The sequence below is a fragment of the Paenibacillus lupini genome (assembly GCF_011761355.1).
Classification (GTDB): domain Bacteria; phylum Bacillota; class Bacilli; order Paenibacillales; family Paenibacillaceae; genus Pristimantibacillus; species Pristimantibacillus lupini.
The window spans coordinates 310,377-336,879 of the sequence record NZ_JAASRW010000004.1 but is presented as its reverse complement, the minus strand read 5'-3'; the positions used below and the strand labels follow the sequence as shown (position 1 = coordinate 336,879).

At 47.2% G+C, this 26,503-nt stretch carries 26 protein-coding genes; 5 read left to right on the top strand and 21 right to left on the bottom strand.

Features of this window, described 5'->3' with window-relative positions; all coding sequences use genetic code 11:
• Positions 1 to 66: 66 nt before the first annotated feature.
• Entirely contained in the window at positions 67 to 1,113 is a 1,047-nt protein-coding gene (gene coxB, locus FHS17_RS15005) for a cytochrome c oxidase subunit II (protein ID WP_415639823.1), read from the bottom strand.
• A 359-nt stretch (positions 1,114 to 1,472) separates the two neighbouring features.
• Here coxB and FHS17_RS15000 point away from each other — a divergent pair, with 359 nt between their 5' ends.
• Positions 1,473 to 2,219 (top strand): hypothetical protein, encoded by a 747-nt coding sequence (locus FHS17_RS15000; RefSeq protein ID WP_167279214.1) that lies wholly within the window; start codon positions 1,473 to 1,475, stop codon positions 2,217 to 2,219.
• 67 nt (positions 2,220 to 2,286) lie between these two features.
• Here FHS17_RS15000 and FHS17_RS14995 read toward each other — a convergent pair whose 3' ends face one another.
• Together FHS17_RS14995 and FHS17_RS14990 are read right to left on the bottom strand one after the other, a co-directional pair.
• Positions 2,287 to 3,432 (bottom strand): MFS transporter, encoded by a 1,146-nt coding sequence (locus FHS17_RS14995; protein WP_167279213.1) that lies wholly within the window; start codon positions 3,430 to 3,432, stop codon positions 2,287 to 2,289.
• Between the two features lie 69 nt (positions 3,433 to 3,501).
• The gene (locus FHS17_RS14990) at positions 3,502 to 4,476 is read right to left on the bottom strand and encodes an aldo/keto reductase family protein (protein WP_167279212.1); all 975 of its coding nucleotides are present in this window, start codon (positions 4,474 to 4,476) and stop codon (positions 3,502 to 3,504) included.
• Between the two features lie 154 nt (positions 4,477 to 4,630).
• Here FHS17_RS14990 and FHS17_RS14985 point away from each other — a divergent pair, with 154 nt between their 5' ends.
• A complete protein-coding gene (locus FHS17_RS14985) occupies positions 4,631 to 4,969 on the top strand; it encodes a winged helix-turn-helix transcriptional regulator (RefSeq protein WP_167279211.1) in 339 nt (112 codons plus the stop codon).
• A 419-nt stretch (positions 4,970 to 5,388) separates the two neighbouring features.
• Here FHS17_RS14985 and FHS17_RS14980 read toward each other — a convergent pair whose 3' ends face one another.
• The 4 genes from FHS17_RS14980 to FHS17_RS14965 are packed head-to-tail and all read right to left on the bottom strand — an operon-like array spanning position 5,389 to position 9,662.
• A complete protein-coding gene (locus FHS17_RS14980; RefSeq protein ID WP_167279210.1) occupies positions 5,389 to 6,684 on the bottom strand; it encodes a GerAB/ArcD/ProY family transporter in 1,296 nt (431 codons plus the stop codon).
• Between the two features lie 10 nt (positions 6,685 to 6,694).
• Entirely contained in the window at positions 6,695 to 6,919 is a 225-nt protein-coding gene (locus tag FHS17_RS14975) for a hypothetical protein (RefSeq protein ID WP_167279209.1), read from the bottom strand.
• A gap of 1 nt (position 6,920) precedes the next feature.
• Positions 6,921 to 8,111, bottom strand: coding sequence for a Ger(x)C family spore germination protein (locus FHS17_RS14970; RefSeq protein ID WP_243865364.1), 1,191 nt, complete (start codon positions 8,109 to 8,111; stop codon positions 6,921 to 6,923).
• Between the two features lie 24 nt (positions 8,112 to 8,135).
• Complete coding sequence (locus FHS17_RS14965; RefSeq protein WP_167279208.1) at positions 8,136 to 9,662, bottom strand: spore germination protein; 1,527 nt, start codon at positions 9,660 to 9,662, stop codon at positions 8,136 to 8,138.
• A 128-nt stretch (positions 9,663 to 9,790) separates the two neighbouring features.
• Between FHS17_RS14965 and FHS17_RS14960 the strand changes: the two genes are divergently transcribed.
• On the top strand, positions 9,791 to 9,934 hold the full coding sequence (locus FHS17_RS14960; RefSeq protein WP_167279207.1) for a DUF6254 family protein: 144 nt from the start codon (positions 9,791 to 9,793) through the stop codon (positions 9,932 to 9,934).
• A gap of 252 nt (positions 9,935 to 10,186) precedes the next feature.
• On the opposite strand, the gene FHS17_RS14955 is transcribed toward FHS17_RS14960, so the two are convergent.
• The 6 genes from FHS17_RS14955 to FHS17_RS14930 all read right to left on the bottom strand — a co-directional run bounded on the left by FHS17_RS14955 (position 10,187) and on the right by FHS17_RS14930 (position 14,012).
• Entirely contained in the window at positions 10,187 to 11,089 is a 903-nt protein-coding gene (locus FHS17_RS14955; RefSeq protein WP_167279206.1) for a carbohydrate ABC transporter permease, read from the bottom strand.
• Entirely contained in the window at positions 11,086 to 11,499 is a 414-nt protein-coding gene (locus FHS17_RS30590) for an AraC family ligand binding domain-containing protein (protein ID WP_167279205.1), read from the bottom strand. Before FHS17_RS30590 ends, FHS17_RS14955 begins: the two co-directional genes overlap by 4 nt.
• A gap of 85 nt (positions 11,500 to 11,584) precedes the next feature.
• Entirely contained in the window at positions 11,585 to 12,325 is a 741-nt protein-coding gene (locus FHS17_RS14945) for a GTP cyclohydrolase II (RefSeq protein WP_167279204.1), read from the bottom strand.
• Between the two features lie 66 nt (positions 12,326 to 12,391).
• A complete protein-coding gene (locus tag FHS17_RS14940; protein WP_167279203.1) occupies positions 12,392 to 13,324 on the bottom strand; it encodes a hypothetical protein in 933 nt (310 codons plus the stop codon).
• Between the two features lie 137 nt (positions 13,325 to 13,461).
• Positions 13,462 to 13,662, bottom strand: coding sequence for a copper ion binding protein (locus FHS17_RS14935; protein ID WP_167279202.1), 201 nt, complete (start codon positions 13,660 to 13,662; stop codon positions 13,462 to 13,464).
• A gap of 20 nt (positions 13,663 to 13,682) precedes the next feature.
• Entirely contained in the window at positions 13,683 to 14,012 is a 330-nt protein-coding gene (locus FHS17_RS14930; protein WP_167279201.1) for a metal-sensitive transcriptional regulator, read from the bottom strand.
• A 171-nt stretch (positions 14,013 to 14,183) separates the two neighbouring features.
• Between FHS17_RS14930 and FHS17_RS14925 the strand changes: the two genes are divergently transcribed.
• Positions 14,184 to 14,915, top strand: a complete 732-nt coding sequence (locus FHS17_RS14925) for a glycerophosphodiester phosphodiesterase (RefSeq protein ID WP_167279200.1) — start codon at positions 14,184 to 14,186, stop codon at positions 14,913 to 14,915.
• A 5-nt stretch (positions 14,916 to 14,920) separates the two neighbouring features.
• Here FHS17_RS14925 and FHS17_RS14920 read toward each other — a convergent pair whose 3' ends face one another.
• From FHS17_RS14920 to FHS17_RS14885, 8 genes are all read right to left on the bottom strand, one after another.
• A complete protein-coding gene (locus FHS17_RS14920) occupies positions 14,921 to 15,787 on the bottom strand; it encodes a YitT family protein (RefSeq protein WP_167279199.1) in 867 nt (288 codons plus the stop codon).
• A gap of 131 nt (positions 15,788 to 15,918) precedes the next feature.
• Positions 15,919 to 16,917, bottom strand: coding sequence for an ABC transporter substrate-binding protein (locus tag FHS17_RS14915; RefSeq protein ID WP_167279198.1), 999 nt, complete (start codon positions 16,915 to 16,917; stop codon positions 15,919 to 15,921).
• A 69-nt stretch (positions 16,918 to 16,986) separates the two neighbouring features.
• Positions 16,987 to 17,979: an ABC transporter permease gene (locus FHS17_RS14910; RefSeq protein ID WP_167279516.1), complete on the bottom strand. Its 993-nt coding sequence runs from the start codon at positions 17,977 to 17,979 to the stop codon at positions 16,987 to 16,989.
• Positions 17,980 to 18,153: 174 nt separating this feature from the next.
• Positions 18,154 to 19,653 (bottom strand): sugar ABC transporter ATP-binding protein, encoded by a 1,500-nt coding sequence (locus FHS17_RS14905; protein WP_167279515.1) that lies wholly within the window; start codon positions 19,651 to 19,653, stop codon positions 18,154 to 18,156.
• Positions 19,654 to 19,868: 215 nt separating this feature from the next.
• Positions 19,869 to 20,867, bottom strand: a complete 999-nt coding sequence (locus FHS17_RS14900; protein WP_167279197.1) for a substrate-binding domain-containing protein — start codon at positions 20,865 to 20,867, stop codon at positions 19,869 to 19,871.
• Positions 20,864 to 22,660: a cache domain-containing sensor histidine kinase gene (locus FHS17_RS14895; RefSeq protein WP_167279196.1), complete on the bottom strand. Its 1,797-nt coding sequence runs from the start codon at positions 22,658 to 22,660 to the stop codon at positions 20,864 to 20,866. The genes FHS17_RS14900 and FHS17_RS14895 overlap by 4 nt, the downstream gene beginning before the upstream one ends.
• Before the next feature lie 9 nt (positions 22,661 to 22,669).
• Entirely contained in the window at positions 22,670 to 24,286 is a 1,617-nt protein-coding gene (locus FHS17_RS14890; protein ID WP_167279195.1) for a response regulator, read from the bottom strand.
• A 568-nt stretch (positions 24,287 to 24,854) separates the two neighbouring features.
• A complete protein-coding gene (locus FHS17_RS14885) occupies positions 24,855 to 25,676 on the bottom strand; it encodes a PaaX family transcriptional regulator C-terminal domain-containing protein (protein WP_167279194.1) in 822 nt (273 codons plus the stop codon).
• Positions 25,677 to 25,811: 135 nt separating this feature from the next.
• Here FHS17_RS14885 and FHS17_RS14880 point away from each other — a divergent pair, with 135 nt between their 5' ends.
• On the top strand, positions 25,812 to 26,498 hold the full coding sequence (locus FHS17_RS14880) for a metal-dependent hydrolase (RefSeq protein ID WP_167279193.1): 687 nt from the start codon (positions 25,812 to 25,814) through the stop codon (positions 26,496 to 26,498).
• Positions 26,499 to 26,503: the final 5 nt, after the last annotated feature.

Sequence of the window (26,503 nt, the reverse complement as noted above, 5' to 3'; positions counted from 1 at the left end):
AGGCCGGAATAACGTTTAACCGCATGTCCATGAGCCAAGGTAGGTACCTCCTTTAATCACCGATGATTATTGTTCGTAGTCGAGTTTAAGTTCCGATAAATATTTCGAAATTCCGTCAAGCTCTTGTTGTGTTAAGTCAACCTTAGGCATAAGTGTGCCAGGTTTTACAGCCGACGGATCTTCTATCCAACGATGCAGGTTGTCATAAGTCGAACCTTCATTGGAATATTTCGGATCATCAGTGTTAACGAGGATACCGCCGACAGTCTCACGGCTACCAACACCTGTCAGGTTAGGGAATGCAGGACCGCCTTGATCGCCTACAGCGTGGCAAGTCAAACATTTGCTGACAAAGGCTTCTTTAATAGCTGGGTCGCTTGGAAGCGCAGTCGGAGCCTGCAATGCTGCAGTCCAACGGTCGAACGAAGACTCGTCCACCGATTTTACTTTAAAGTCCATAAGGCCATGCGAAGGTCCGCAAAGCTCAGCACATTTACCTAAGTAAACGCCTTCTTTTGGAGCCGAGAAGTACATAATGTTAACGTTTGCTCCTGGGTTAGCATCGATTTTACCGGCAAGAGACGGAATCCAGAACGAGTGAAGAACGTCTGCTGATTTCGCTTCAATGGAAATTGTCTTGCCTTTAGGAATAACCAATTCCTGCGCAGTCTTAATACCGAGTTCAGGATACTCGAATTCCCACCAATATTGGTGAGCCGTAACGACAACCTTAACCGCATCCGGATCTTTTGTGTGATCCTTTGAGAGGTTAAATACCGATTGAATAGTTGGTACACCAAGGATAATCAAGAGGATAATCGGAATAACTGTCCAAATAATCTCCAGCTTATGGTTACCTTCTACTTGCTTCGGAATCGTCTTGTCGCCAGGACGTCTGCGGAAACGAATAATTACATAGAAAGAAATCGCAAACACGACAACAATCACGATTAACATGATCGAGATCGCCAGCTTCATCAGTCCGAATTGCTCTTCCGCTACAGGACCTTGGGGCCTCAGCGTGGACAGGTCACTCCGTCCGCATGCCGACAGCACGAGCACCATCAAGGCCAGAAGCGGCGCAAGCTTTCTAAAAAACTGCCACCGATTCATCAATAATCAACCCCACTTTTGACGTTTTCGCAGATGCTATCATTTAAGGAATAATGCGGCAAACTGCGTGTTTCACAGATGTTATGACAACTACTGGAACTAAATCACTTTATTAAATATAAAGTTGCTGTACTTATTTGTCAATGTTCCACAGAGAGTTCACAAATTGTTCTCAAAGCTGTCAAAAAGCCCGTATTTTCATGGCTTCGCGGGTTTGACAAAGCATTTTCTTACACCGTTTCCCTACCCTACATTGTGCACCAAACCCATGGTCAATTATGTATGGAGGTTGAAGCGTATATTTCATCGTTCCCTACAGAACCTATTCCTATAACCGCCCGAATGGAGGCTGATTTGTCTTGAACAAACGAGTGGCCGGATTATTGATTTCTTGTTTACTAATTAGCATGACTGCAGCGTGTGGCTATGAGAAGCAAATCCAAAGCAGTGACCATGATTATGGCAGCCGTAAAGCCGGTGATGCCAAAATGCATGGCAGTAAGATGTATGGTACCTCTTCCGCAAACAACCCGTATCAGCATGACAACACCTTTTTCGAATACAGCAACACACTTTCTAATGAAGTATCTAAGCTTGGCGGCGTTGGCTCATCAATTGTCATGCTGACCGACAAGAATGCTTATGTTGGCCTTGCGCTTGACTGGACCGCTGTTGGGACCAAAAGTACAGGCCATACTGACGAGCAGAATCGAAGTGGTTCAAGCGAAGGCGTATACAACCATGATACAGGCAGCCAGCGTTGGGATAATCGCCAGCTGGTTAGTCCGTATAACTCCTTATTTACTGTTAATGATCACAGCATGCTGTCCGATGAGCTTAAACAGACCGTAGCCGTAAAAGTAAGGGAGCTTGCACCTGCTGTTCAAGAAGTGCATATCTCCGCAAATATGGATTTTGTAAATGAACTTAATGAATACGCCAAGCAGGCTTGGATGAATCATTCTCTAACCCCATGGCTTCAAGACTTTAACACCTTGGTGAAGTACCAGTTCGCTGGAGGTAATATTATGCCGCAGCAAATTAAAGATTACGAAAATATGCGTGCCAAGCACCGTGGCGGACAGTCCATTATCCCGACAAATTAATCCGCTCAAGCTTAAACGAAAAAATCTCTTCCTATTAATATAGTGAAAAAAAAGGATCAGGTCGCCATTAGGTCGCCCTGATCCTTTTTTGATTGTTTTGTATAAGTAATCCGCTGCATACCCCAATGAAGGATAAGACTGACATGCATACATAAAGCGCGGGTCCCCCTATCCAATCAAACAGCCAGCCGCCAACTGTAGAAGATATAATACTTGATATGCCAAACAGCAGCATGGCGAGTATCGTTTGTCCGGTTGCTTTCCATTGCTCAGGGATTAAGGTATATAGATATTGAATAGATGCAGCATAGAACAAGACGAATGATAACCCTTGCAGCAGTTGAAGCCACACTATAGCTACCGGATCATCCCACCAGGCCGACAGCGCAAACCGAATGACGTAAACACCTGCGGCAAGCGAGATGACCTGGAGCTCTTTGCCCGGTTTGATAAACCGATGGATCAGAGCAAAGAAGACCACCTCAGCCAGGGTCATAATAAACCAGGCCAGCCCCACCATCCCTACTCCTCCGCCAAGGCTTTGAACATACAGGCCAACATAGCTGTCATTCATCCGATGCGGGATCGCAATTAACAAGACGAGCAGTAGAAACTGTACCGTACGCTTGTCCCGGAAAAAGGGCAGCATATCACGCCAAGCAACTGGCTTCCCTGCTGCAGGTGTTTCTGGTAACGAAATACACAATACCAACGTAATGACTCCATAAGCAGCATACAAATACACGAAGCTGTCCATGCCGTACTGGTCACCAACGTAACCAATTATATAGGAAGCAACGGCATAGCCTAGTGCTCCATACATGCGGATTGAACCGAAGCTTACCCCACTCTTTTCCGCGAGACGAAAATTCATGCTCTCCGTCAAAGGATCAGCAGGCATTAAGAAAAAGTACATAGCAGCAGTCAAAACAAAAGCCGCAGACAGGAGCGAAACCGAGAATAACAAAATGCCTAGACCAATGGATGCGGTCAGCAGGATCAGCAGAACAACTTTTATCGTTTTATATTTATCGCTGATCATCCCCCATAACGGCTGGGAGATTACGCCGATAATGCTGCCCGTACCTAATATCATTCCGATCTCTGATGCCGAAATGCCTTTCGCCGCGAAGTACAACGGAAGGAAGGACAAGAACATCGCGAACATCGAGAAATAAAAGAAGTTATAACCTCTAAGCAAATACAGCTTCATACGTTCCATCCCTTCATTGAACCCATCATACCTTATTTAAATGAAGGAATGAAATAATATGATTGACTCTTAACGAAGTGGAGCAAAGCCGTTAATCTCGGACAAAATCGCATCTGCACGCGCAAGAATATCAGACGTTAAAGTGAGATCAACAGCCTTCAAATTTTCCTCGATTTGTGAAGGACGACTCGAACCAATAATAGCCGAGCTTACTCCAGGCTGACGAAGCACCCAAGCAAGCGCAAATTGCGACAACGTCGCTCCGATTTCTGCTGCGAGCTGCTCCAGCTGCTGCACACAAGTCAGGACATCATCACGCATATAGCTGTTAATAACAAAGTTCGTCTGTTTATTGGCTGCACGGCTATCCGAAGGAGCTGCTTGACCCGGTTTGTATTTCCCCGTCAATACGCCCTGCGCAAGTGGAGAGAACACAACCTGACCTAATCCTTCACGTTCACTCACTGGCAATACTTCTTTCTCAATGTAACGCTCAATCATATTGTAAATAGGCTGGTTAGACACAAGCGGACGAAGGCCAAGCCGTTTGCCAATTCCGACAGCGTCCGTAATTTGAGCGCCTGTCCATTCGCTAATACCCGCATATAGAATTTTGCCAGAAGCAGCAAGATCATCTAAAGCACGCAGCGTTTCTTCGACAGGTGTTTCCGGATCATAACGATGGCATTGATACAAATCGATGTAATCAGTACCAAGTCTCTTCAGACTTGCATCACATTGCTCGATTACGTGCTTACGGGATAGTCCACGGTCATTGGGTCCTGCATCCATAGGGAAATATACTTTGGTAGCAAGCACGTAGCTGCTGCGACGATAATCCTTTAGCGCATCCCCCATGACCTTCTCAGCTTCTCCACGATTGTAGGCATTAGCCGTATCAAAGAAATTGATACCGCTCTCATAAGCAAGCCGGATACATTGTCCTGCCGTCTCCTTCTCCGTCGCATCTCCGTATGTGAGCCAGCTGCCTAGTCCGATCTCACTTACTTTAAGGCCGCTGTTCCCAAGTCTTCTATATTTCATCGTCTGTTCATCCCTCCGCCTAGTATCTTTCAAGGCTTAGTGTATGACAGTCCGTATCTTTTTTAAAGTAGTGAATGTTTTTTTAATTTATTATTTCTAATATATATACTATACTAAATGTAGTTACATATCCTTATGTAAGAAAGGGGCTTGAATGAACATGCATGCTGATAATTACGTACCAAAAGAACCTGTCACCATTGAATGCAATATTGAGAAAACGCTGGACGTTATCGGAGGAAAATGGGCTTTTCTCGTAATCAGAGAGCTGTTCTGCGGCACAAGGAGATTTGGCGAACTGCAGCGTCTAATTCCGGCTGTTAGTCCACGAGCGCTCACTAGTACCCTTCGCCATTTGGAGGAAAAAGGAGTGCTTGAGCGACACGTATTCGCGACTGTTCCCGTTACAGTAGAATACACCCTAACACCTAAGGGTGAGGATCTCCATCATATCTTGAAGCAAATGAAGCTTTGGGCCGCAAAGTGGACCTAACAATTTTTGTATTTTCCTTGCTTTTTCTGGCTGATCGATATATACTATAAAAGTTGTGTTATATTTAACCCCTGTATATCCCTCCAAAACAGAAAAATTCAAGATTTCCTCGAATAAGATTTTTCTTTTCTGTTAATTCCAAATCCTTACGTACAGTAAGAACTTTGATTCACACTGGCGCGGTCTAGGAGCCGCAAGGACGGAAGAGAGGCAGGGCTTTCGTTGTTTTAAAGTATGCTTACAAGCTGCTTTGTCCGTTACACAAAGCAACCCAAAGTATGCGCAAGATAATCATCTCACATTAATCTTGTTGCAATTAACAAGGGATATGAACCTGCGGTCAGTACATACTACCGCTGAGGTTAAATATACGTTACACAAACCAACGGCACCCGATTCTCGGGTGCCGTTATCCATGTCTATGTCCTTTTCCCTATTGCTTTAGCAAACTCCCTCATACTGAAATACACACATACCAGCAGGAAGCAGACGAATAGACAAGCACTAGTCAGACCGTAATAACCATGCTGATTGCCAACCGTAGCACCAGCAATAATAGCCGCTGCTCCCCCGGCCAGCATCAGCCATACCCCGATCCCTGAACCGTTTACTTTGAGGTCAGCTGGCTGACTTTTTCTCTTCTTAATCCCTAGACCAATAAATAAGCCCGCAAGGAATATGAACTGAACACAAATCGAGATTGGCGTAATACCAAAGGCGTAAAACTGTGAAACTTCATCTGTGTTATTGAACGTTATTGATGCCAGGATGGTAACTACAATCCCTACCGGCAGATTAATAAAGTCGAACTTTTTTTGTTTCGTATAAGAAGCAATCCCCGTCAAAATAGCAATGTACACCGCAGCAAATTTGATGAGGAGGATCGGAACATACAAACTGATTAGAAACAAATCAATTCTATCCAAAAAGTCTGTCACATGAATCTGCTGAACGAGAATCCAGCCAATATAGATGAGCCGTGTAGAAAGGATCGGGCTGACGACACTGACAACACAGAATAACCAGATGGTAAGCATAAACGCGGAGTATATAACACCTGTTTTCATCGCGATATAAATGTCTCGAGGCTTTCTCACATGGTGAAGAAACGCACCAAACACAATAAGATCCGTAAAAGAGCCAATGGCTAAAAATCCTCCCTTTAACGGTTGAATAACACCATTACTAAGGGATGGCTGAAGCTTATTCAAATCAATTTCATTAAGCAGAAATATGGGAGTCAGCGTGTAGAACCCTATGAATAAGGTTATAAACACAACATTTGTCCTGAACAAATGCTCCATGGAGCCCCCTGCATAATAGGCCAGCAGCAGCATCGTCATCAGCAGGATGTAAATCTGCGGCGTTCGCAGTAAGATGGAGGAACTAAAAAAATCACTATAGATGCGAAGCTGTGTGATCAAATCCATAGACAAATACGCAATTAATACCCCGTTCATCAATCCTCCAAACCACTTACCCAAGGATTGCTGCATGATTTCATACATGTTTTTCTCCGGGCTGGAGCGTACCAATCTCCACATGATATAAGCCATTCCGATCCCGTATGGGATCGAAAACAAATAAGCATACCATGCATCTTGTTGAGCCGCCATCGTTAACGCCGTTGGCATCGTAATCATATTTGAAGCAATAAGCAACGATGCGACGAGCAGCGACATCTGCAGCGCGGTTACTTTCATACGATCTTGCATATTAGCTCCCCTATTCTTTCATCAAATCATACAAGCCCATCACCATATTCCGTATGACGGACACACTCATGATGGAGTACGCTTTATGTTTGATGCAGATGATGATCAGTATTACAATCAAACCGACGATGGTGAAAAACATCATCTTGCTGGATAAATTTTTCATGTTTTTCCATTTAACCACAGCGGTACCGATCAATAGAACGATCACAAATACGATAAAACCAATATCCATCCTACTGATCCTTCCTTCCCAGGTTCTCACCGCTCATGCCTAGTCGGAACAAATTCGCTGTCGCTGTAACTTCAAACTTGGTCTCTCTGAAAATCGTCTCCCACTCATCACGATATTGCTTGGTCCATAGCTGTGGAAAGGCACGATGCACATACAGACCAAAACCGATTGCATCACTATTTGCACGTTGCATGTTCGCAATAGCGAGCTTTATATTATCAATGACCCGTTGCTGCACGATCAGCTCAATCTGCCTGCGCTGCTTATAGTCATCATAATTCCGATCTAAATTGCGATCTTCATTTACACTTGCTTTCACTGTCGAATGAATTCGGAAAGACAACGTCCCGTTCGTCATCACAGGCTTGATACTGACATCAGCCTGATTAATCGCTATAGTAAGGTAATTCCCTTCATCGTTAAACGTCTCGTCGTAGCTGCGGAATTGGTGATTCAGAAGTCTCAGACCAATAGCTGCATTGCCATTGAGTACACCTTTCATCTTGCCGTCATGGGTCAAGGCAAAGCCCTCAATCAAAATATCTTCCGCTTCCTGACCTTTGATTTTCGTCTTCACCTTCTCCATATAAGGAAAGAATGCATCATTTCCGACAGCAATAACCTTGCTGATGACATCCTTTAACGAAACACGAACACTTGCATCCGATTGAAGCAGTTCCCTCATGGACTCCGCTGAAAAACGTTCGAGACGTGTATCTGCATTAAGGAGATCCACCGCTTTGCCTTCGGAGATCGCGATAAAGGCGGTTAACCGGTTCTCGGGTGTACGGGTTACGGCATCAATCATTGTCAATATCCCTTCTTGCTTCGCCAGATCCTCCCCAATAATAATGACCCGACGATGCCCAAAGAATAAATGCCTAGGCAGGCGGAATTGGAGTTTCGATACTGCTTCACGGACGGTTTTCCCCGTATCTGTCTTGATCGCGAATGGCTTTTGCCCGCCAGAGCCTCCACCTCCGCCGGAGCCGGTGCCCCCCATATTCCCGGGAAGTGGAATAAGAACACTCACTCGAATATTATCGCCTTCTTTATCAATTGCGCTGGCCAGTACGAACGCCACGTCATTAATTTCACGCCGATCCCAACAGCTCGACAGCAGGAGGAGCATGCCTAGAAGGACAATTCCTATTAAAGACTTGCGCATTATTCTGATTATCTTCATCTTCATAGACAGGACTCTCCTCCTCTACTGTTATTGCTGTGGATCTTGGCGCCTAATATTATCTGTCCCCAAATATTTCGGACGTTTTCTCATCTTCCACCATGGAGCACGCACCAGGACATCTTTCAAATCTGAAACATCAACCGGTGTTACTGGCGCAAGGTAAGGAACCCCAAATGTTGTGAGCTTCGCCAAGTGACCAACTATAACCATCACGCCAATCATAATGCCAAGCAGGCCAAAAACGGAGGCAAGCAGCATTAATGGAAAACGCAGCATCCGAATGGAGATAGCCGCGTTATAACGTGGAAGGGTAAAGGAAGCAATCCCCGTCATCGATACGACAATAACCATTGCAGCTGACACGATCCCTGCTTGTACCGCAGCTTGACCAACAACCAGTGCTCCCAAAATACTGACTGCTTGACCGACAGTTCGAGGGAGCCGGACGCCCGCTTCCCTCAAAGCTTCGAAGGCAATCTCCATAATGAGTGCCTCTACAACGGCTGGGAAAGGGATCGCTTCACGTGATGCTGCGATACTAAGCAATAGGTTTGTTGGAATCATTTCCGGATGAAAAGTCGAGACCGCGATATATAATGCTGGGGACAGTAAGGCAGCAAACAAGCTTGCCATTCTGAGCCACCTCAATAAAGTGGATACCATGAACCGCTCATAGTAATCCTCACTGGCCTGCAGCCACTGCCAAAAGCCAAAAGGAGCGATTAAGGCAAACGGCGTTCCATCGACCATTATCGCAACTCGTCCCTCTAATAGAGCGGCTGCAACCGTATCCGGTCGTTCTGTTGTCTGTACTTGAGGGAAAGGTGAGTAACCTTGATCCTGGATAAATTCTTCAATATATCCGCTCTCCAACACACCGTCGATCTTGATTCTGCTTAAACGCTTCTCCGCTTCTTCGACTAATTTCGGATTCACAATTCCGGCCATATAGGCAAGAATGACGTTGGTATTGGTCTCTGTCCCAATCACAAAAGATTTCATCTTTAGCCGGGGAGACTTGATTTTACTTCGTACTAATGACGTATTTGTCCGAAGATGCTCATTAAAGCCTTCGCGTGGACCACGAACAACCGTCTCTGTCTCAGGCTCAGCAACACTGCGGCGTATACCGCCTCGCAATCCCAGGCAAACTGCGTTATCCTGTCCGTCTACGAACAGAACGCTGTCACCTGACAAGAGGTTAGTTAAAAGCTCTTTAAAGAACTGGATCTTGGAGGCTTGGGTAACCGGAAGTGTCTGCTCGGCAATCCGGTCAATGGTAAAAGCGTCACCTTCAAATATCATAAGCGCCTGCAATGCAGCATCAACGGCACTCGTCGTTACCATACCGTCAACGTAACACAGCATTGCTTTGGGGCCATTTTCGATATCAAATTTACGGAGGACGATATCCGAGCTGTCCTTAAACAGCTCTTCCATGATTTTATTGTTCTCTTCGATGGTTGATCGGATAGGTACGTCCTTGAATTGATCAATGGCGTGATGATCCAATTGGCCCTCTGGCATACTTCTGGCTTTCGGTTTCGTCGGCACTATTGTCACCACCGTTCATTATTACAGGTTATCATTTCCTAATTCGCCTAAATTATGAGGAGCGTTCTCTTCTGCATGATTCACCGCTCAAAGCGCCAACCTATAGCTTAGGAAGGGAGGTTATTATCATGACATCGCCAAAAAACCGCAGAGAAAACGCATGGAAGCAACGCAAGCATACGCAGCATCCTACACATGGAAAAGTGAAATCATTCGAGGAATTAAGTAAAGAAGTTGGCCGTAATAATCCTAATAATGTAGAGATTTATTAAAGGTGAGTTGTCGCTGCGCGGGCATAACGTCCTTCCGATCGCTGTTGCCCCCGAATTTCTTCGAATTATCCGCTTAGCGGATGAAATTCAGGGGCAATGGCGAACGCTAAAAGCTTTCTGAAAGAAAGACTAAAAAAGCAATAGCGGTACAGGAGTTATTCCTGCACCACTATTGCTTTTGATTTTTTTATCCTACAGGCTTCCACGAGTAATGGCGATCGGAAGAATGCGCAGTTTGCGTATAATGCCCGACTATTCTTTTACGCTACCAAGCTGCATACCAACCACGAAGTACTTTTGAAGGAACGGATACACAACCAGGATTGGTACGGACGCTACGATCGTGATTGCAGCGCGGATGGAGAGTGGTGTAACCATCGCTTTTGCCGCGTTCGGGTCGGCACCATTCTGGAGAGCCGGGTTGCTGTTCGAGTTCATCGACGAAGAGAGAAGCTTCATCAGCTCGTACTGGAGTGTGCTGAGCTCCTGCTTCGAAGACGTGAACAGGAAGGTATCAAACCAGGAATTCCACTGTCCCACCGCTACGAACAAAGCCACGGTTGCAAGCACTGGCTGGCAAAGCGGAAGAATAACCTGCATGAAGATGCGGAAGTCGCCTGCGCCGTCTACTTTTGCTGATTCGATCAAGCTTTCCGACAACGTACCAATATAGGTACGGATAACGATCATATTAAATGCGCTGACAAGACCCGGCACAACGTACATCATGAAGGTATTCAACATATGAAGATCCTTGATCAAGAAGTAGTACGGGATCAGACCTGCGTTGAAGTACATGGTCATAACGATAATAATCGTAATCACCTTACGGAAGGCATATTCCTTCCGGCTGACGGTATAAGCCAGCATCATTGTCAGGAACAAGCTGAGCAGCGTTGCTATTATCGTACGAGCAACCGAAATATAGAAAGCATTAAACACTGTCCCTGTTATAAATACCGCTTTGTAGTTCTTGAGAGTCCATATCCTCGGCCAAATATAAATACCGCCTCGAATCGTATCTAGCCCCGCATTAAAGGATACGGCGAGCGTATTCAAGAAGGGATAGAGTGTAACTACGGCCAGCGCAATCATAATAACCGTGTTGACCGTACCGAATATCGCTGGCTCTAGCTGGACTGTTCTTTTTCTCATCGTTTATGGGGCATCAGCTGCAGCACAATCGTTGAACCTGCTTCGAACAGGTGCTGCTCAATCCGGCCGAGCAGGTAATACAAATCTGGATCATCTACATCAAGATGCAGTGCGAAATAGGACATTGGCTCATCCGCCGCGTTGCGGCTGTAATGCAACTCATCAGGACGAATGAGCAGTAAATCTCCTGCCTGCTGCACATATTCAACACCTGAAACCTTCGTTAGCTGGCGCCCCTGCAGCATCAGATTCAGCTCCAATAGCGGATGCTGATGCTCGAAATAGGACCAGCCCTTGTCTACTGTCCGCCAATGCGTACCCACCAGCTGGAACGCTAAACGGAAGTTTTCAAGAGCCATTTCACCTTTCACTTCAGGTATTGCCCCGTCCCGATTCGATTGCCAAGTCACGCGATTCGCCCCCGCTTCCATCGCTTCGCTTTTAGATGGATTATATCATAGCACGGGTAAAATAGGACGAATGTACGATGGACAGCTACTGATCCGGACAGCCGCTGACCAGATGGCCGGACCGGTTGATTTTGGTCTGCAAATATTTCTCGTTATATTCAGAAACATCACCCCACAGCGGGATTCGGTCCTCCACATCAAGCCCCGCAGAACGGAGTGCCTCAAGTTTTTTCGGATTGTTCGTAATCAGGGTCACCGGCTTGTTCTGTGGCCGCAAGGCACGCAGCACGCGGATCGCATCACTGTAGTTGCGTGAGTCATCAACAAAGCCCAAATTCAAGTTTGCCTCTACCGTATCGTAGCCCTGCTCCTGCAGTAAATACGCCATCGCTTTGCTGAACAGGCCAATGCCGCGGCCTTCATGATTAGCCAGATAGAATAACGCTCCCGAGCCATGCGATACGATCATCTTCATCGACTGATGCAGCTGATAGCCACAGTCACAGCGCTTGCTGCCGAAGATATCGCCGGTATGGCAGATGCTATGCATCCGGATAAAGGCCTCTTCCGCATGCTCGAAATCGCCATAGACAAGTACGCTGGACTGCTGCATTTCCGCGAGATTAGCGCCTGACAACTTGTGAATAATATCTTCCAGCTTATCCGTCTCTTCCTTGCACAGCAGCCAGCAGTACCAATGGAAAATGACCGTTTCCTCATCAAGATTGACCGGCAGCTTGATTGGACCAACCAAATAAATTTCGCCGTCCTCACTCTCCACATGCCGAATTTTGCCTTCAAGAATCGAGATTATCTTATCGTTCATGATTCACAAACCATCCCTTCACTTCCATTATTGACCTAGGTTGCTCAAGGGTGACTGCTGCTATGCTTATTCCCCAACTTTTAAAGTGAAGGAAACGATGAAGTTATCGCCATGCCGTTGGAATTGGCCCCATACTTTATAGAGACCCGGTGCAGGAAAACTTGTTTCAAATGCTGCCACCGGTCCAGCTGACTGCCCTTCCTTCGGATGAACATGTAAGTACTGCTTGATGTCAGAGCTTATAATGACGACATGCCCGGCCGCACCAAGATAAGGCTCCATATCCTGTACGGGCTTGCCGGTAACCGCGTCCTTGAATGAGAACGTTAGTGTATTCTCTTGTCCTGCCCGGAGCGCTTCAATTTCAAGTGTCACCTGCGTTCCCGCTATCGTCTTAACCAGTTGTTTGTCAGGGACAAGCGGCTGTGCAGCAGCCGTCTTACCTCCTACCACAACTTCAGTCTGAGCGACCTGATGCTCGCCACCCGCTGGGATAAAATCAGCAAACAGCTTGTACGTTCCGCTTTTCGGGAATATAGCCTCAACCATAAAATGACCTGATCCTTCATCCGCCGGATGAAGATGCTGAAACTCACTTAAATCGCTGCTGACAGCAATTAAATGGATCTCCTTCTCATGGTTAAGCGCAAAGCTTTGAACGGGCTGACCATTTCCATCAGCAATAGCAAGTTCAATAAGGGTACTCTCTCCAGCAACTGGCTGCTTCGGCGAGAAGCTCCACTCCACAGCAGCTTCTTGCTTCTGGCCATCTTCATTAGCTTGATTGTGATGTTCTGTATGGTGGTGATGGGATTCGGTCTCTCTATCTGTTGATCGATTGCTGACTTGACCAAAACTTGTTAAAGCTGAGGCATCAGCCTTAGAAGCAGAAGCCGCCCAGCCTGTGTTACCCGTTGTATAGCCAGCGGATAAGAGAACCGCCATAAGTCCTATATGTAATGTGCGATGCCGATTTTTTCGATGTCGTTTCTGTTGCATTATTTCATTCGCTCCTTCCATCGTCCCTATCAATATACCCACAGCCGGTATTTGATAATCAGCAAAGAAGCCTCCAAACTCGCTTTAATCAGCGGTTTAGAGGCTTCTTAAGAGGTGCTGTTAGACGCTTTCGGAGCTTAAACTACATCGTACCCTTGTTCTTCAATAGCACCTTTGATCGCTTCAAGGGTTACTTTCTTATCGTCATACTGAACAGTTACTTTGCCCGCTGCCAGATCAACTGAACCACTTGCTCCTGCTCCGGTAACTGCCTTCTCAACTGCACTCACACAGTGTCCACACGACATACCTTCTACCTTCAATGTAACGTTTGCCATAACTTAAATCCCTCCCGATCTTATTTCATTAATTTATTTACTGTCACAAGCAGCTCGTCGATTACTTCACTTTCTCCCGCCTGAATGCGTTCCATCACGCAGCTTTTCATATGACCTTCCAGCAGAAGCTTCCCAACACTATTAAGTGCCGACTGCGCCGCAGCAATCTGATTAAGCACATCATCACAATACGTATCCTTCTCAATCATCGCCTTTACACCACGAATCTGACCTTCGATTCGATTCAGGCGAGATACAAGATTAGATTTCATTTTATCGGAGTGATGGCTCTTCCGTTCTTTCTCCGGCTGTTCTTGATGGCAATGCTCGGTCTTCTCTTGTTCAATCATCGTAAATACCTCCAGGGGGTATGCCTTAGATCTATCATATCATACCCCCTAGGGGTATGCAATCCGCGATTTTAGCATAAGAATAAATGAAGATTAATACACAGCAAACAAATCCAAAGTAAAGTGGAATTAATTCAATTTTATGATGGTGATGGGAGAGGGAGAACGACTATGACGACATTAATGAATTATGCTCATCGAGGCGCTTCCGGCAACTATCCGGAGAATACAATGATCGCATTCGAGAGAGGGATCGCGCTTGGCGCAACTGGGATTGAGACAGATGTCCAGATGACAAAGGACGGTAAACTTGTACTCATTCATGATGAGAAGCTGAAGCGGACGACGGGTGTGAACGCGCTTGTCGCTGACGTCCAGTCCGAGGAGCTGCTGTGTCTGGATGCCGGAAGCTGGTTCTCTCCTGCATTCAAGGACGAACGGATTCCAACGCTCGAGCAGCTTCTTACCCTGGCGAAGCGGACTCAAACCTTCGTCAATATTGAGTTAAAAAACGGTATCGTGCAATACCCCGGTTTGGAGCAAAAAGTCATCGATACCGTACGTGCCTTCGGCATGACGGATCAGGTTATACTTTCCAGCTTCAATCACTACTCGCTGATCGAATGCAAACGGCTTGCGCCTGACATTCCAACTGGCATTTTGTATATGGAAGGCTTATACCGCCCGTGGAAATATGCTTTATCGATCGGGGCAGCCGCACTGCATGCCTCACATTACGCAGTACTGCCGGACTGGGTCGCAGAAGCTGCCCAGCAAGGGGTTATTTATAATGTATTTACAGTCAATGAACCGGCCGAGATGACTCGCCTGATACAAGCAGGAGTCGCAGGCATCATTACCGATTACCCGGACCGGCTCACTGCTGTGCTAAGCAAGCTTTGAGCCGCTTAGTGGATACTCTTTTTCGTAAAACCGCCGCCCTGTACGTCTGCCACATTCTCAATCGCGATAAACGCACTTGTATCAATGTCATGTACAATGGCTTTCAGCTTCGCAACTTCCAGACGGCTGACTACGCAATAGACCATTTGCGTCTCTTCGCGGGAATAACCGCCTCTAGCTTGGATATAAGTCGTACTCCGTCCAAGACGTGTCATAATGGTCTCGGCAATTTCTTCATAAGCGCTTGAAATAATCGTAACTGATTTCGATTCTTCAATACCTTCAACAACGATATCCATCACTTTGGTAGCCAAATAATACGTGACCATCGAATACATCGCGGAATTCCATTCAAACACAAATCCAGCGAGAATAAAGATGAATACGTTAACAATCATAATGATTTGCCCGACCGGCATACCAAATTTCTTGGATGCAAGAATCGCAACAATTTCCGTTCCGTCAAGCGAGCCGCCAAAGCGAATAGCAAGACCAACACCGGCACCAAGTATAATACCGCCAAATAGAACGGCAAGCAGCTTTTCTTCCGTAAAAGCATCTACATGGTGAAGCAGCTGAGTCGTAATTGACATAACAGCGATACCGTAAAGGGTAGAAAAGGCAAAGGTTTTGCCGATTTGTTTAAAGCCAATGAACAGGAATGGAATGTTCAAGAGGAATATGAATAGACCAAGGGGTAAGTGGGTCAATTCGGATACCATAATGGAAATACCGGTAATACCACCATCAATTACATCATTAGGTACGAGGAATAATTCCAGTGCTACACCCATTAATACAGAACCAATCGTGATAAAAATGACCCTTTTCAACATCTCTAATGCAGACAATTTTCTATGCTCTTTTGCCATCGTGACCTCCAGCCTTTTCTTTTAAGCCTAACACAATCCTAAGATCATTTCAAAAAAACGGGCAGAAAAATAGCAGCTTCGCGTCAGTAAATATGACACTCGGCTGCTATTTTTATCTACTATTCCATTTCTTATTCGTATAATACCGCTTTAATTTCTTCGTTATCCATATTGGTTTTGTCGTAGTAATAGAAGCCTGTATCGATCGTAGACTCGACCTTCTCGCCGCGAATCGCCTCTACCGCAGCTTTTACTGTTTCGTATCCGATTCCAACCGGATTTTGGGTGATCGCTCCAGCCATCACACCGCTCTTAATTGCATCAATTTGTGCTTTACCGGAGTCAAAGCCTACTATTGTAATTTGGCCTTCCTTCTTCAGCTCGGTAACCGCGTTAATCACCCCAACTGCAGAGCCTTCATTTGAGCCAAAAAAGCCTTTCAGATTCGGATGCGCCTGCATCATCGCTTTCGCAAGATCCGTCGATTTCAGGTGGTCGCCGCCGCCATATTGAATGTCGACAATCTTAATATCGGGATATTTCTCTTTGATCCGGTTCACGAAGCCGTCACGACGGTCAACGCCGGTTACGGAAGTCTGATCATGGACAATGACACCAATCTCGCCAGATCCGCCAATCAGCTCAGCCATTTTGTCAGCTGCAAGCGCTGCAGCAGCTACGTTATCTGTCGAAGCCGTCGTCAGCGGAATGTCGCTGTCTACGCCGGAGTCGAAGGCAATGACCGGAATACCTGCGTCCTTCGCTTTTTGCAGGAGAGGAATCGATGCTTGGCTGTCGAGTGCAGCAAAGCCAATCGCGCTAGGCTTCTTGTCGAGAGCAGCTTGCAGCATTTCGATCTGTTTATCGACCTGCGCTTCTGTCTCCGGTCCTTCGAACGTAATTTCGACGTTGAACTCTGTTGCTGCTTTCTCTGCCCCGGATTTGACCGCTTGCCAGAACTGATGCTGGAACCCTTTTGAAATAACCGGAATATAAATTTTGTCCCCGCTTGCCTTAGTTCCTCCGTTGCCCCCGCTCGACTTGCTGTTTGCATCATTGTTCGAGCCACATGCGCTAAGCAGCAGGACAGCCATTGCCGTAACAAGCACTAATGCCGTAAACTTCTTCACCGAAATCTCCCCTTTGATTTGGATAGTTTCATTTATAGAATCTCTGAACGACCAGAGTCTCTAGCGATTCTAAGCTTTCCTGCGGCGCAGAATATCTGCATACACCGCAAGCAAAATGACGATCCCAACAACAACGGTCTGCCATTCCTGCGGCACAGATAAGATACGCAGCCCGTTCGTCAGCACACTCATAATGAGAGCGCCAATGACCGTACCTACGATAGTGCCTTTTCCGCCGCTAAGTGACGTTCCCCCGATGACAACCGCAGCAATTGCTTCAAGTTCATAACCGGAGCCAAGCGCAGGCTGGGCGGAATTGAGGCGGGAAGCAATCAGAATACCTGCAAGACCGGTGAAGATACCGGTAATGGTGTAGATGACGATTTTCCAATAGTTCACGTTAACACCCGACAGCCTTGTGGCTTCTTCATTGCTGCCGAGGGCAAAGTTATATCGGCCAACAATCGTCTTCGACAAGATCACACTTCCGATAATCGCAGCGATAAAAAAGATAACGACCGCATTCGGAATCGCGAACCCCGGAATAATCTTGTCAAACAATGAACCTTGCGACACTTCGCTGAACACGGGATCATCATTGAAGTAGATTGGCTTCGTGCCTGAGATAACAAGAGCAAGACCTTTGGCGATCATCATCATCGCAAGGGTTGCGATAAAAGGCGGGATTTTAAGCTTGGCTACCATCACACCGGACAGCAGGCCGCAGATCGCACCGGTCAAGATGCCCCCAACAATGCCAATTGGAACAGGCAGTCCCCAATACGTAATGAACACGCCAGTCATAACCGCACTTAAAGTCATCACCGTTCCGACAGACAGGTCAATGCCGCCGGTTATGATGACATAAGTAGAGCCTAGCGCCAGAACGCCGGTAACGGCTGTCGAGAGCAGAATGCCGACGATATTCGAGAATTGAAAGAAGTTACTGGATGCGAACGTAAATACGAGAATAAGGACGATCAGGCTGGCAAAAGCAAGCACCTGTTGCAGGGCGCCCGGCTTCAGAATAAGGCCGGTCTGTTTACTGCCAACCCCGGCCATTTCGGCTTTCGGCTGCATTTTCATCTGTGAATCCTCCTAAAAAGAATTATCACCTTAGATGGCTATATGCCATCTGTGATGATTCTTACTTCGTAAGCATGACCAAAGAATTATCACCTTAGATGGCTATATGCCATCTGTTATGATTCTTACTTCGTAAGCATGATCTCTACCTTAAGCTCTTAAAGTCGCATATCGCATAATTTTCTCCTGCGTCGCTTCCTCGCGATCCAATTCACCGGTGATGCGCCCCTCACACATGACAATAATGCGGTGGCTCATCCGAAGAATCTCCGGAAGCTCGGAAGAGATCATAATAATCGACTTGCCTTTGGCAGCCAGATCATTCAGGAGCTTATAAATTTCGCTTTTTGCCCCTACATCAATCCCACGTGTTGGTTCATCGAAAATAAGAATATCGCAGTCTCTGGTCAGCCATTTGCCAATGACAACCTTCTGCTGGTTGCCGCCTGAGAGAAACTTAACCTCTTGGTCAATATGCGGCGTCTTCACCTTCAGCATGTCGACAATCTGATCAGCCGCCTTCGCAATTCTCGCTCTGTTCACCCAGCCAAAAGGATTAGCATATTGCCTAAGCGAAGCGACAGCGACATTGGTCTTCACATCCATCTCCACAATACAGCCATAACGCTTGCGATCTTCGGACAAGTAGCCGATACCAGCCTGCACAGCGTCAAATGGCTGTCGCAATACAACCTTGCGTCCCCGCACAGTAATCTCACCTGCATCTATCGGATCAGCACCAAAAATCGCCCTTGCTACTTCCGTTCGCCCCGCTCCAATAAGACCAGCGAATCCGATAATTTCCCCTTTACGAAGCTTGAAGTTAATATCCCGTAGCGCGCCTTTACGGCTGAGGCCCTTAACCTCCAGAACGGTCTCACTCGTACCCTCTATCCGATTCTGCTTTGTGCTGTCATAAATTTCACGTCCGACCATCATCGCGATGATCTGCTCATTTGTCACATCTGCCGTTGGAACGGTATCGATATAACGACCGTCCCTCATGACGGTAATGCGGTTGGTAATTCGCTTCAGCTCATCCATCCGGTGCGAAATATAAACAATGCCAACCCCGCTGCTCCTCAGCTGATTAATAATGATGAACAAGTCATCGATCTCTGAATCACTGAGCGCTGCCGTTGGTTCATCCATAATGAGCACCTTGGCATCATAAGATAAGGCCTTGGCGATCTCGACCATTTGCTGCTTCGCTACGGTCAGATTTGCAACAGATTCATTAGGATCGAGATCCATATTAAGCCGTTCGAATAATCGCTCCACTTTGCGCTTTAGCTCCTGCTCATCAAGGAACAGCCGTAGTCCCCGCCTTGGCTCGCGGCCAATGAATATATTTTGGGCAACTGTCAGATCGGGAGCGAGATTGAGCTCCTGGTGAATAATTGAGATTCCGAGCTTCTGCGCGGCCTTCGCATTTGGAACCTCCACCTCGATCCCGTCGTACAAAATCCGGCCCGTATCCTTCTGGTAGACCCCTGTCAGCACCTTCATCAGCGTCGACTTGCCAGCCCCATTTTCTCCAACAAGCGCATGAACCTCGCCCCGCCTTAATTCGAAACGGCAATCCTTCAAAGCCTGAACGCCGGGGAACTGCTTATCGATGTCTTCCATTTGAATGAGCACATCATCCATACCAACACCACTCCATCCCGCTGTTACTAAGCTCATTGTAAATCTGCGTCCTCAAAGCCAGAATGGAATAATGTATTTGAATAGTTGAAAAATATCTGTTTCGGCAAGGTGAAACGGCTTCGCCGACTTTGGCAGCGAGGCGCGTTTCATTCCGGAGAATTCTAAGCCCTAATTATAGGATGAAACTTATAAATTCTTAGAGTTTGAAAAAAAAGCTACTCTCCCACAAAGGGGAAGAGCAGCTTCTGATTTTGTTCCGTATACATATTGTCTTCATTTATGATGACCGATTCCGTATCGATCTGCTTCGGAATCTTCTTCCCCCGTACCGCCTCTATTGCGGTCTTCACACTAAGATAGCCCATATTATAAGGCTTCTGCACAATCGTCGCCTGCAGCACGCCGCCCTCGATCAGTTTCACTTCATCCACAGAGCTGTCGAAGCCAACCAGCTTTACTTTGCCGCTAAGGCCCAGATCCATAATTGCCTTTCCAGCGCCAACCGTTGAAGGTTCGTTCAGCCCAACAATACCTTTGATGCTTGGATCTTTAGATAAAAGCTCCTTCGTCCGGTTATAAGCTATGTCCAGCTGTCCCTCGCTGTAGTACGTGTTAGCGACTTCAATTTGCGTATTGTTCTTTAGCCATTGACGTACACCCTTCTCCCTCTCTATCTGTGAGGAGGTCCCGTAGACAAAGCTCATAATGGCGATTTTCGATGAATCCGTACTCGGCAGCAGCTTAGCCATTTCCTCCCCGGCCTTCTCCCCTGCTGCAATATTATCCGTAGCGATAGAACTTAACGAGTCGTCGCTGTTAATACCCGAATCGACTGTTATTAGCTTGATGCCTGCCTTAACGATTTGCTCGGCTATCGGGACCAGCCGATTATAATCGGTTGCTGCCATTACAATCGCGTCGGGCTTCTCTTGAATCGCCTGCTCCAGCTGCTTAATCTGAACATCAATCTCCGTCTCGGAAGGAGGGCCAATGACCGATACATTCGCCCCAAATTCATGGGCAGCATCCTCGACGCCTGTAATAAGCACCTTCCAAAAGTCGATCATCTGCCCTTTTGCTTTTACCGTAACGATGATTTCTACTGACTTCTCCGTCTTCTGGCTGACCGCCCACTTGTAGATCCCAAAAACGGCAGCAAGTATGAGGATCGTTGCAAGTACAGCTGATGCTGATCTGCGCCGGTATTCACTCATGCGCCAAGCTCCCCTCCTCCCGCATAACCATCACCTTCGATTGCCGCGATTCGGACCATTACGGTTGTCCCTTCATCCGGAATACTCTTGTAGTAGAGGCCATAATCTTTCCCGAAATACAGCTGAATCCGCTCATGGACATTAACGACTCCGACCCCTTTGCTTTCCCGATCGCTTCGTCTTGGCTCCAATATAGAACGGAGTGCTTCTGCCTCCATGCCAACGCCGTTATCACTGACCTCGAACCAGATATAGCCGTCTCTTTTGCCCCCGGTGACATGAATCGTGCCCGTCCCAATCTTATTCTTGATGCCATGGTAGATCGCATTCTCAAGCAAAGGCTGCAGCAGCACCTTAAGCGTACGGTAGTGGTAAATTTCCGGATCCACCTCAATGTGAAAATCCAGCTTGTCCTTGTACCGGATCTTCTGAATAGTCAAGTAATTGGCGACATGATCAATCTCTGTCCGGATCGAGACAAGCTCCTGTCCTCTGCTGATCGAAGATCGGAATAACCGCGCCAAGGCGGAGGTCATGAGAACAACCTCGTCGGTCTTTTTCCCTTCCGCCATCCAAATAATTGAATCCAGCGTATTGTACAAAAAATGCGGATTAATCTGTGCCTGAAGCGCCGTCAGCTCGCTCTTCCGCTTAATCTCCTGCTCACGGACAACCTGGCTCATCAGCTCCTCAATCTTGACGACCATCAGGTTAAAGGTACGGGCAAGAGACGCAATTTCTCTTGGATTGCCGATTGGCACCCGAATGTTGAAGATCCCTTTCTCGACCTTCTTCATATGCTCCTGCAGCTGCTTAATCGGGCGCGACAGATTACGGGAAATAAAGACAGCGAGTAATAAACCAACGATGAGACAGAAAATACCCGCAGCTACCATGGATAACTGCATCTCACGCTTATTGCCGATCAGTTCGTTCGCATAGGATACTCCGACGATTTTCCAGCCAAAGCCGGTATCCTGAATCGTATAAATTCGGCTTGTCTTTCCTTCATCGGTCATAAAGCTGCCGCTTCCCTTGGCCAAAACTTCATCGATTTTCTCCGACTTCAAGTTGCTGTAGATGAGCTGCTGCTGCGGATGGTACACGATATTGCCGTCCTCATCAACGATGAACACATATCCCCGCTTACTTAGATCAATGTTATTCAACGTATCGTTGATGACGCTGAAGTTCAGGTCCACCAGCAGCACTCCACGCGGCTCTGTCTGGTCCTTGCTCCACATCTCCCGGCTGAGTGACACCACCCAATCGTACTCATCCTTGTACATATGCTGAACATGGGAGGAGGAAACGACGATCCGGCCGGATGCTTCTTGCGCGCTTTGATACCATGGCTGCTCCTCCAGCCTGATGCTTGGATTGAGCTCCGCATGCTCACGATCCGAGACAAATCGGCCATTGTAGCCGATGACGTTAATCGAAGCAATATCCTTGCGAGAGGCCATAATCGAGTGAAAATAAGCCGAGATCCGCTTCTCACGGGCGAGCTCTTCCGCGCTTGTATTGCTATGTCCTTCTTCACTTACCAGCTCACGCACGTCTTCGTTACTGAGCGCGAGCATCGATATATTTTCCATGCTAGTGATATAGGTCTGAATATTAGCATTTACTTGGCGAATCAGCTCTGCGGTGTAATCTTGAGCGGTTTCACGAACGGATGAGGCCGATAATTGATAAGAAATGACCCCTAGCAGAATAGCGGTTAATAGAATAAGGCAGGCCGAAGCAGCGGCAATGTTGGTCTGAATGCTTTTAAATTTAAATAACTCCATATGCGCACCTCACGCCTGTTCCGCAGCTGTTCTGTGGCGGTAATCCGTTGGTGATTCCCCCGTATGCTTCTTGAACAATACACTGAAATACTGCGCATCGCTGTAGCCGGTTCTGGCAGCAATCTCATAGGTTCGTAAGCTAGTAAACTTCAGCAGCTCCTTCGCTTTGTCCATACGGATAGCTGTGAGATATTCAATAAACGTCCTGCCAGTCTGGGCTTTGAAGGCCGCACTGAAATAGCTGACGCTCATAAGGACATGTTTGCAGACGGCTTTGACCGATAGATCCTCATCCTCATAATTGTTCTCCAAATAGGAGATGGCTTCCTCAATTTGTGAACGGCACTGGTCACTTCGTGTGGCCGTTACGCTATAAACTGCCTGGCGGCATGCCGTCTTCAGCCAATCCCCGATCTCTTCCATCGTCCTGAATCGGTAGATTTCGGTCATGGGATTTACACCCACCCCGAAGACATCTGCTTCCTTACAGCCGATATCACCAAGGGTCTGCATGACCGCGAGAATCGTCTTCTGGATACGCAAATAACATTGATCAATGCTTGTAAGCTCCGCTTTGTTATGATTGATAAGTGCTTCGATCGCACGCTCAACCTCATCTGTTGTACCCGTCTTAATACCGGCTATTAATTCACGGTCGAATTCCGGCGGATGCCCTGCTGGCGAGCTTCGGCGCTTTTCCATATCCGAGATGCTGATGATGCTGTTATCACCAAGGATTAACCGGTAGTCCAGCGCGGCGACAGCTTCTTTACAGGAAGTTCTTATCCGTGCATATCCTTCGACCGTTGTCCCGATTCCTGCCGATACTGTCAGCTTCAGAAATTGAACCGCCAATTGCCGAATCCGATCCGCAAGCTCCTGTGCCTTCTCCTGAAGAAGCTCCTCACGCTCTCCTCCCAGGATGACCATAACCCGTTCTTCTCTGCTTCGGAACAGCGCGGAATCTGGCTCCTCGCTTACAATTTCCTGTGCAATATTGTACACGGCGAAACGGAGCAGCTCCTTGTCCGTATCCGCCCCACCTTGCTCATCTAGACGATCGGTATCGATGGCTAGTCCAATATAGTAAGGTCCTGTTAGAGTAATCTGAAAATACCGCAGACGCGACGCCATCTCCTTCTCGCTTAGCGCCATTGTCGACATTCGTTCGAGGAAGCGCTCCTTGAGCAGCGGCATACTCTCGTTCAGCTGGCTTTGCAGCCGGGCCAGATCTTCCCGTTCCTGCTTCTCCTCATCGAGCTCCAGGCGAAGCTTATGCAGCATCGCTGACAATTCGGCAGCCGTAACCGGTTTCAGAATAAAATCCTTCACCTTCAACTTAAGTGCCTGCTGCGCGTACTCGAAATCATCGTAACCGGTCAGAATCACAACCTTCATATCCGGATAACGATTCATCACTTGCCGGGATAACGCCAGCCCATCCATAAACGGCATATTAATATCCGTCAGCACAATATGCGGCCGCAGCCGCTCAATCTCCTCCAAAGCCTGTACGCCATTCTCGCAATCCGCCACGCACTCGAAGCCAAGCTCCCCCCATGGGATGCGCTCCCTGATGCCTTCCCTTACGACCGCTTCATCATCGACCAGCAATATCGTATACAAGGTAGTTCCCCCTAGTACCTATCAGGATTGGAATTGTATGCGCTTTAATTATAATCATCGGGTGCGGTTAACTGTCAATCTGTGCATTCGAATGTTCTGCCGATCGCCATTACTAGGGGATTCCATTGAATGAACGAATAAGGTAGGAATCCCTAGCAAAAGCGAACGCTCAAAGCTTTCTGTAAGAAAGCTGTTTCGGAAGCATACTCTTCGCTTCTACAGTTAAGCGAGTGAATACCTTTCGGTTACAATAGGACTTCAACTAAACTGTGACACTTCTGCTGGCAGCACAGCGCGGAAAAACCTCACTATTAGTGAGGTTTTTCGCCAAGTAGATAGCTTCTATATGCCATTTTATACGTATTAGTGACGTTTTCCACCTTATTCACACGTTTCATCTCACTAATTGTGAGGCTAACCTCATAGTTACTCCAAAAACAACTCATTAGACAACCTACAACGCGAAATGCCTCACTAATTAGTGAGGCATCCTCATTGTTGCAGCACTTGTAGCATTTCAGCATAGGCAGTAGTAGGAAGTTACCTCACAGCCTAGCAACTCTGTGCACTACCGTCCCAGAAAATGCGCCACAAAGGCGCGGTATGGAGACTGCTCAGGTATCGCCAGCGCTATTTGCCGCAGGCTGGCCTGGAATTGCTGCATCAGTTGCTTGCCTGTCCAATTGTCTGGAAGCAATTCATTAGGGAGCATAGGATCTCGTAGGCCGAGCTCTGCGATCACATCACCAAGTTCAAGGAAATAGACAAATAGCTGCAAACCCTCAGTTGATCCCGTATCTTCAAGCCGCGCAAGAGCTGGCTCTAAGTATTCTTGGAACCAGCTCTCTTTTCTCCGATACATCTCCTGCAATTCTTCAATCGGCCATAGATGAATCGACTGCTCTGACGTGATGTCATTATGCACAATACTTGTATTTGTCACAGTTATGTAACTGCTGACATCGCACTGCTCGCCAAGCCGGATGACCTCTTCCCGGTAATCCCATGGCGAGACATAGACGCTTTTGTAGAGCGAGCCGAACCCCAGCTGCAAAAGCTCAGTCCGGAAGCTGTCCCTGCGCCGACGCTCCGATTCTGGTATCTCGAAGAGTACCATGCACCATTGCCTATCCCATTCCTTCTCATATAGACCGGGCTTGGCATTAACTATCCGGATAAACTCCTCACCAAGCGGTGTCGCCCTATACCGGGAGCGTTCCGCCGATTCGGCATACCCTTCCTTCTTCAGCTTAGAGAGCGCGTTACGCACGATCTGATGAGAAATCCCCCGCGCTTCATACACCTGAATAAGACGGCTGACAGCCGCACCCGCCCCAGCTCCATCCCCGCTTGTAAGGAGATAGAGCAACTGTTTTTCTATCGACAACAACTGTCCCACAACTCCCCTCGAGAAAAAAATATCAGGAAATGATTGACATACTTGAGTTATTAATAATATAACATAAATATAAACGTTCGTGTTAATTTATATTATAATATACCATCCGAAAGTGAGGTCTCTCTTATGGATATTGTTTATCATGGCCATTCCTGCATCCAAGTGACCCAAGGCAACTATTCTGTGATCATCGATCCATTCTTGACCGGCAATCCGCTCGCCATTGAGCGCATAGAGCAGGTTAAAGTTCAGTACATTTTGCTGACACACGGTCATTCCGATCATATCACCGACGCCATTCCATTGGCAAAACAAAACAATGCCCCCATTATCGCCGTTGAAGAGCTGGCGATCCATTTGGGACATCAAGGTATTCAAGCCGAGCCGATGCATGTTGGCGGAGCCTGGAACTTCCCGTTTGGGCGCGTCTTCCTGACGCCTGCCCTTCATACTTCATCTTCCCTCTCTGAGGAAGGTAAGGTCATCTATACAGGATCACCAGTTGGCATCATTCTGCAGATGGGCGGAGCTACCCTTTACCATGCCGGGGATACGGGATTATTTGGCGATATGCGTCTCATCGGCGAACGATTTGATATTGATATTGCTTTTCTGCCAATTGGAGGACGCTTCACAATGGATCCTGGTGATGCCGCTATTGCCTCGGAATGGCTTGGTGCCGGCTGTGTTGTCCCCATTCACTACAATACGTTCCCGGTCATTAAGCAGGATGCACCCTCCTTCGTTCACATGCTTCAGCAAAAAGGGCTCACCGGCAAAGTGCTTTCACCTGGTGAGCATCTGACCATCTAAACAAC